The organism is Klebsiella sp. GG_Kp146 (genome assembly GCF_040061975.1).
Lineage (GTDB): Bacteria > Pseudomonadota > Gammaproteobacteria > Enterobacterales > Enterobacteriaceae > Klebsiella > Klebsiella quasipneumoniae.
In genome coordinates this window covers 228,533-234,661 of record NZ_JBEAHA010000012.1, presented here as the reverse complement: position 1 = coordinate 234,661, position 6,129 = coordinate 228,533, and the positions used below count along the sequence as shown (strand labels likewise).

Below are 6,129 nucleotides of genomic sequence, written 5' to 3'. Positions count from 1 at the left end.
AGCTGGCGGCTGGAATAGCGGAGCGGATAAATGCTTCTGCGGGTTCAGTCGTTGTCGGCCGGGCAAGGCGTGAGCCGCTATCCGGCATAAAGGCGGCTTCGTACTGGCGGTCATTGCCCGGCGGCGCTGCGCTTGCGCGGGCCTACATACTGAGCTGGCGGCTGGAATAGCGGAGCGGATAAATGCTTCTGCGGGTTCAGTCGTTGTAGGCCGGATAAGGCGTGAGCCGCCATCCGGCATAAAGGCGGCTTCGTGCCGGCGGTCGTTGTCCGGCGGCGCTGCGCTTGCGCGGGCCTACGGGGTGTGAGCCTGTGAGAGGAACTTGTAGGCCGGGTAAGGCGCAGCCGCCACCCGGCACAAAGGCGCGCTAGCGTTCCTTCTGATACAGCGGCACTACGGCGCCGCCGATATAGCGACGGCGCAGCCAGGCGGAGAGGGTGTCCATGATCATCACCACGGCCACCAGCAGCAGCGTGATAAACATCACCACATCCCAGTTCCACAGGCGCATATTCTCGGCATAGATAAGCCCGATACCGCCGGCGCCGACGAAGCCCAGCACCGCCGCGGAGCGGGTGTTGGATTCAATCTGGTACAGGCTCAGCGCGAGGAAGGTCGGGAACGACTGGGTAAAAATGCCAAAACGATGCTTTTGCAGGCCGTTCGCGCCCACGGCGGTCAGCCCGCGCCCGGGGGAGCGGTCCACGGCTTCGTGTCCTTCCGCGTACAGCCGTCCCAGCAGACCGGTGTCCTGCATGATGATCGCCAGCACCCCGGCCAGCGGCCCGAGGCCTACCGCGCGCACGAAAATCAGCCCCCAGATAGCCATGTCGATCCCGCGCAGCACATCAAACAGGCGGCGCATCAGCAGGGCGAGGGTCCCCAGCACCATGCCGCGCATGATGTTGCGGGCGGCGAAGAAGGAGAGCAGCAGCGCCAGCACCGTGGCGGTGAGCGTCCCGGCGAAGACGATAGCCAGGGTAATGCCGATTTGCGTGAAGTAATAGCCAAACGGCCAGTTCCAGAAGTCGTGCCAGACGAACATCCGCGCCAGATAGCGGCCAATCTGCTGCAGGCCGGTGGTCAGCTGTTCGCCGCTGATGCCGAACTGCAGAAAAAACCAGACGTAATAGAGCACGCAGGCCAGCGCCACCAGCCCGACGTAGCGCAGGTAGCGCCCCTGGACCTGATAGAGCTGTTTATGCTGCCGACGGCTGGCGGCGATATCCGGTTGCATGTGCCAGACGCTCATTTCTTACCCTCCAGTACCCACAGGCGCAAACGACCGGACAGCATGTCCAGCGCCGACACCACCAGAATGATCAGCAGCAGGGTGATGCTCACCTGATCGTAGCGGTCGAGCTTGATGTTGGTCATCAGCTCCTGGCCGATGCCGCCCGCGCCTACCAGCCCGAGAATGGTCGACGAGCGGAAGTTGATTTCAAGCCGCATAAAGCCGTAGGAGAGAAACAGCGGTTTCACCTGCGGCCACAGGGCGAAGCGAATTTTCTGCAGCGGCGATGCGCCGCAGGCCGCCAGGCCGCGTACCGGTTTGTTTTGCGCGCTTTCCACCGCCTCGTAGAACAGTTTGGTCAGACTGCCGACGGTATGCAGCATGAGCGCCAGAAAGCCCGGGATCGCGCCGATGCCGAACGCCATCACAAAGATCACCGCCCACGCCAGCTCGGGCATGGTGCGCAAAAACGCCACCAGCACGCGAATGGCAAAGCGCACCGGCGCCGGGGACCAGGCATTATTGGCGGAGAGAAACGCGAAAACCGTGGCAATGGCGACCGCCACCAGGGTTGAGGCCAGCGCCAGCTGCAGGGTTTCCCAGATCAGCGGCAGCTGGATCGGCAGGCGATAGCCCCACCAGGCCAGCGACCCTTTGGTCTGCACGTCGGCGAACAGGTTGCCGGCGCTCAGGGGCGGAATAGTCTCTGCCATATAGTCCAGGAAGTGGGGCAGCGAGTGCCAGATAGTCAGCAGATTAAATTCCGCGGCGCTGCCGGCGGCAAAATAGAGCGCCAGCAACAGAAGGGACCAGCAGACGGCATCGCGTTTTTGCCGCGAGCGTATCTGCTGGTAATAGCGTTCAAATTCGATGTGGGTCGTCTTCATGCGTCGGGGATCTTCAACGTAGCGCCGCCGCTCACCTCGGGGCAAGCCGGCGGCGTTGAGGCAGGATTAACGCGCGCTCACCAGCTCGCGTTTCATATCGATAATCTGCTGGAAATCAGCCACGCTGCCCGGGCCGATGTGCTGCGTACCGCCCATCGCTTTGATAAAGCAGGCGTGATCCTCGGTATCCAGTTTTTTCACCGCCGCCACGACCTTTGCCTTAAAGTCCGCCGGCAGCGCATTGCTCACCAGGATCGGGCCGTTCGGGATCAGCGGCGATTGCCAGATAATGCGGATCTGCTTCATCAGATCCGGATGATCCATGCGAATCAGACGGTTGAACGCGCCGGTGGTGTAGCCGGTGTTGTAATCGCCAACCATCGAGGCCCAGGTCACCGCCCCCGCGAACTGGCCATTCAGCACGCCGAGGATGTCCTGCTCGTGGCCACCGGAGAAGGTGACGCTGGAGAAGGTGTTGTTGTATTTGTTGTCGGCGTTACCGCCAAATTTTTCTTTAAACGCATGGTTAGGGATCAGATACCCGGAAGTGGAATCCGGGTCGGCGAAGCCAAAGGCTTTGCCTTTTAAATCGTCCAGCGTTTTATACGGGGAGTCGGCTTTGACAATCACCACCGAGTGATAGCCGCGAGACTGATCTTTGTCGTCCACGGCGATGCCGACGATATCCACCGCTTTCGGGTTATTGAGATAAACCGAGGCGTAAGAGGAGGGGGACATGCTCAGCACCACGTCGACTTTACCCCCCAGCAGACCCTGAATCACCCCGGAATAGTCGGAAGAGTTACGCAGTTTGGTATCCACGTTCAGCTCTTTATCGAGGAAGGTCTTCACGCACTGGTTGTCGCCGATTTGCTGGGTGGCGTTCTGGCCGCCGAGAATGCCCAGATTCAGCTCTTTCGGCTGCGCCGCCGCTGCCTGCCATGCCATCATCATGCCCGCGACCATTGCGGATAAACGAACTGCGCCAGTCATATATTTTTTCATTATGTTGCCCGTGTGAGTGAAATTAATGCAATTGGCTAACGTCATCGCCGTACAGCTGCTGCAGTACATCCTGCGTCAGCCGGGAGGGGTGATCGTCAAAAATAAGCTGTCCGCTGGCGACGCCGATAACCCGGGTGCAGTAGGTCCTGACCAGCTCCACCGAATGCAGGTTGACCATCACGCTGATGCCCTGCTCGCTAATCTCGCGCAGCACATCCATGATGCGCTGAGTGTTTTTCGGATCCAGCGAGGCGACAGGCTCGTCGGCCAGCAAGATCCCGGGGTTTTGCATCAGCGCCCGGCAGATCGCCACCCGCTGCATCTGCCCGCCGGAGAGGTTCTCCGCCCGCTGCAGCGCGTGCGGCAGCATGTTCATCCATTCAAGCAGCGCAATGGCGCGTGCCCGGTCGGCTGCGGGAAAGATTTTAAACAGCGATTTCAGAGTTGAAGTCTGGCTGAGGCGGCCCAGCAGAACGTTGGTGAGCACGTCGAGGCGCGGCACCAGGCAGAAGTCCTGAAAGATCATCCCGCAGTGGCTGCGCCAGGCGTTGAGCGCGCGGCCTTTCAGCCGGGAGACATCGTGCGGGATACCGACTTCCGGGTAGCTAAGAATTTCGCCGCCGCTGGCGCTGTGGGTGCCATTGAGAACATGCAGGAGCGTCGATTTACCGGCGCCGGAACGGCCAATAACCCCAACCATTTCACCGGCGTGCAGGTCAAAGCTGATGCCGTCCAGCACCTTGTGCTGAGCCTCGTAGGCTTTACTCAGGTTACGCACGCTTAAGACCTTCCGCTGCCGGCCGGCATTGAGATCGGTGAACGGCTGGAAATCAGTTTCGGCCACCGCGGCAAGAGAGCTGTTCATAAGAGTGTCCAGGTTCGTCATTAACTGGCCACTATTAATAGGTCTTTATGTGAAATTTCGATGACGGTATTGCGAACAAACCGTGAACAGGCGGGAAAGGGCGGCGGTGAGCGGTCCACCCGCGCGCGCGTGGCGCGCTGGCAATGTTGCCGATCACGGCACCCTCGGCCCCCGGTCCACCCGAGCGCGCGTGGCGCGCTGGCGAAGCGCCGAAAAGCGGCTATGCTTTCGGGGGCGCGGAGACAGGCGCCCCTTGACGGCAGGAACCCTCGTCAATCTTCGCTTAATCTTGCTGATGAGAACTGTTATATCGAATAGATAATGCGTCTGCCTTTGTTTAGCATTCAACATTCCCCAGGTATTAACATATACATAACTATTTTGTGCGGCAGGTTAATCTATTCATGAGTCTTATGCGTTGGTGAATCATCCTGGTTGTTGCTTCTTTTTGGATTTATATTCTTTATTTTTTAATAAATTTGGTTTATTCGACAACTTCATTCTGCCCTCCATTAAGAATATTCCTAACATAATAGGGTGAAGATCCTGGGTAATATAAAATTCAGCTAAGAATCGACAGTAATATTGCCAATAACCTTATGAAAATAAATGTCTTTTTTCTTTCCTCAAAAAAACGATATTTTCAGTTTTTGTAAATATTGACCTGGGCGCGAAATTCATTGCCTTTCCGCATGTTGACACTCTATAGGAAAAAACTTAAATTCAACGCCAAGCAGAAAATAATTATAGTTTAACCCCGCTTATCCAATATTGATAGGTGATGCGTGTCTTATTTAATGGCGATTTATTAAAGGAATGGAATACGCCAGTTAACTTTATAGGCCTGGCAAGCAGTGACGTTGTAAAAATGATTACTTCAAGGACTATGAGGTTAAAAACTATATGGAATATAAAAGCTGTTCCGATAAGTATATTTGGTCTGCCCATGACTCCTACTTCTATAAAGGATTATCCGAACTGATTGTAGATATCGACGAATTAATTTATCTGTCGCTAGAGAAAATCAGAAGAGATTTCGTGTTTATCAATCTCAATACGGCTTCGTTAAACGAATTTATCAGGCGCGACAGCGAATGGCTATCCGCGGTAAAGGGGAAACAGGTCGTATTAATTGCGGCCAGAAAGTCAGAGGCCTTAGCGAATTACTGGTATTACAATAGCGATATTCGCGGCGTGGTATATGTTGGCCTGAGTCGCGATATTCGAAAAGAGCTGGCCTATGTGATTAATGGCAGGTTTCTCCGTAAAGATATTAAGAAAGATAAAATTACAGACCGGGAAATGAAAATTATCCGCATGACCGCCCAGGGCATGCAGCCGAAATCGATCGCCAGAATTGAAAATTGTAGCGTGAAGACAGTGTATACCCATCGGCGCAATGCTGAGGCCAAGCTGTATTCCAAAATATATAAGTTAGTTCAGTAACACCCAGGCAAGTTAATTTTTGAATGGTTCACCGGGACATCATGTCCTTAATTCAACTCAGGAAGAAAAAGCGATGAAAAAAAAGGTTCTGGCAATAGCTCTGGTAACGGCGTTTACCGGTATGGGTGTGGCGCAGGCTGCTGACGTAACGGCTCAGGCTGTAGCGACCTGGTCTGCGACCGCCAAAAAAGACACCACCAGCAAACTGGTCGTCACCCCGCTCGGCAGCCTGGCGTTCCAGTATGCCGAAGGCGTGAAAGGTTTTAACTCACAGAAAGGTCTGTTTGACGTGGCAATTGAGGGTGACGCAACGGCGACCGCCTTTAAGCTGACCTCGCGTCTTATCACCAACACCTTAACCCAGCTGGATACCTCCGGCTCCACGCTGAGCGTGGGCGTGGATTATAACGGCGCAGCGGTGGAAAAAACCGGTGATACCGTGATGATCGATACCGCCAACAACATTCTGGGCGGCAACCTCAGCGCGCTGGCTAATGGCTACAACGCCAGCGGCCGCACCACCGCGCAGGATGGTTTCACCTTCTCTATCATCAGCGGCACCACTGACGGCACCACCGCCGTGACCGATTACAGCACCCTGCCGGAAGGGATCTGGAGCGGCGACGTTAGCGTCCAGTTCGACGCCACCTGGACTAGCTGATCCTTCTGATGCACCAGCAGGGGGGGCTCCC

Annotated in this window: 6 protein-coding genes; 2 read left to right on the top strand and 4 right to left on the bottom strand. The window is 55.9% G+C overall.

All coding sequences use genetic code 11. The features are described 5' to 3' along the window. Window positions 1-367 precede the first annotated feature (367 nt). From phnE (ABLU95_RS14485) to phnC, 4 genes are all read right to left on the bottom strand, one after another. Window positions 368-1,252, bottom strand: coding sequence for a phosphonate ABC transporter, permease protein PhnE (gene phnE, locus ABLU95_RS14485; protein WP_072413930.1), 885 nt, complete (start codon window positions 1,250-1,252; stop codon window positions 368-370). Beyond that, window positions 1,249-2,121 carry a phosphonate ABC transporter, permease protein PhnE gene (gene phnE, locus ABLU95_RS14480; RefSeq protein WP_348879838.1) on the bottom strand — a complete coding sequence of 291 codons (873 nt, stop codon included), beginning with the start codon at window positions 2,119-2,121 and terminating at the stop codon, window positions 1,249-1,251. Before phnE (ABLU95_RS14480) ends, phnE (ABLU95_RS14485) begins: the two co-directional genes overlap by 4 nt. Window positions 2,122-2,187: 66 nt before the next feature. Continuing rightward, window positions 2,188-3,126 carry a phosphonate ABC transporter substrate-binding protein gene (gene phnD, locus ABLU95_RS14475; RefSeq protein ID WP_032428601.1) on the bottom strand — a complete coding sequence of 313 codons (939 nt, stop codon included), beginning with the start codon at window positions 3,124-3,126 and terminating at the stop codon, window positions 2,188-2,190. A gap of 22 nt (window positions 3,127-3,148) precedes the next feature. Beyond that, window positions 3,149-3,991, bottom strand: a complete 843-nt coding sequence (gene phnC, locus ABLU95_RS14470; protein WP_348879836.1) for a phosphonate ABC transporter ATP-binding protein — start codon at window positions 3,989-3,991, stop codon at window positions 3,149-3,151. Window positions 3,992-4,894: 903 nt separating this feature from the next. Here phnC and ABLU95_RS14465 point away from each other — a divergent pair. Together ABLU95_RS14465 and ecpA are read left to right on the top strand one after the other, a co-directional pair. Continuing rightward, window positions 4,895-5,437, top strand: coding sequence for a helix-turn-helix transcriptional regulator (locus tag ABLU95_RS14465; RefSeq protein WP_023288544.1), 543 nt, complete (start codon window positions 4,895-4,897; stop codon window positions 5,435-5,437). 73 nt (window positions 5,438-5,510) lie between these two features. Next, window positions 5,511-6,098 carry a common pilus major fimbrillin subunit EcpA gene (gene ecpA / locus ABLU95_RS14460; protein ID WP_023288545.1) on the top strand — a complete coding sequence of 196 codons (588 nt, stop codon included), beginning with the start codon at window positions 5,511-5,513 and terminating at the stop codon, window positions 6,096-6,098. The last annotated feature ends 31 nt before the right edge of the window (window positions 6,099-6,129 follow it).

Excerpts from the sequence above, each read along its gene's own strand:
- phnE (WP_072413930.1), bottom strand. The coding sequence starts at position 1,252 with ATGAGCGTCTGGCACATGCAACCGGATATCGCCGCCAGCCGTCGGCAG.
- phnE (WP_348879838.1), bottom strand. The coding sequence starts at position 2,121 with ATGAAGACGACCCACATCGAATTTGAACGCTATTACCAGCAGATACGC.
- phnD (WP_032428601.1), bottom strand. The coding sequence starts at position 3,126 with ATGAAAAAATATATGACTGGCGCAGTTCGTTTATCCGCAATGGTCGCG.
- phnC (WP_348879836.1), bottom strand. The coding sequence starts at position 3,991 with ATGAACAGCTCTCTTGCCGCGGTGGCCGAAACTGATTTCCAGCCGTTC.
- ABLU95_RS14465 (WP_023288544.1), top strand. The coding sequence starts at position 4,895 with ATGGAATATAAAAGCTGTTCCGATAAGTATATTTGGTCTGCCCATGAC.
- ecpA (WP_023288545.1), top strand. The coding sequence starts at position 5,511 with ATGAAAAAAAAGGTTCTGGCAATAGCTCTGGTAACGGCGTTTACCGGT.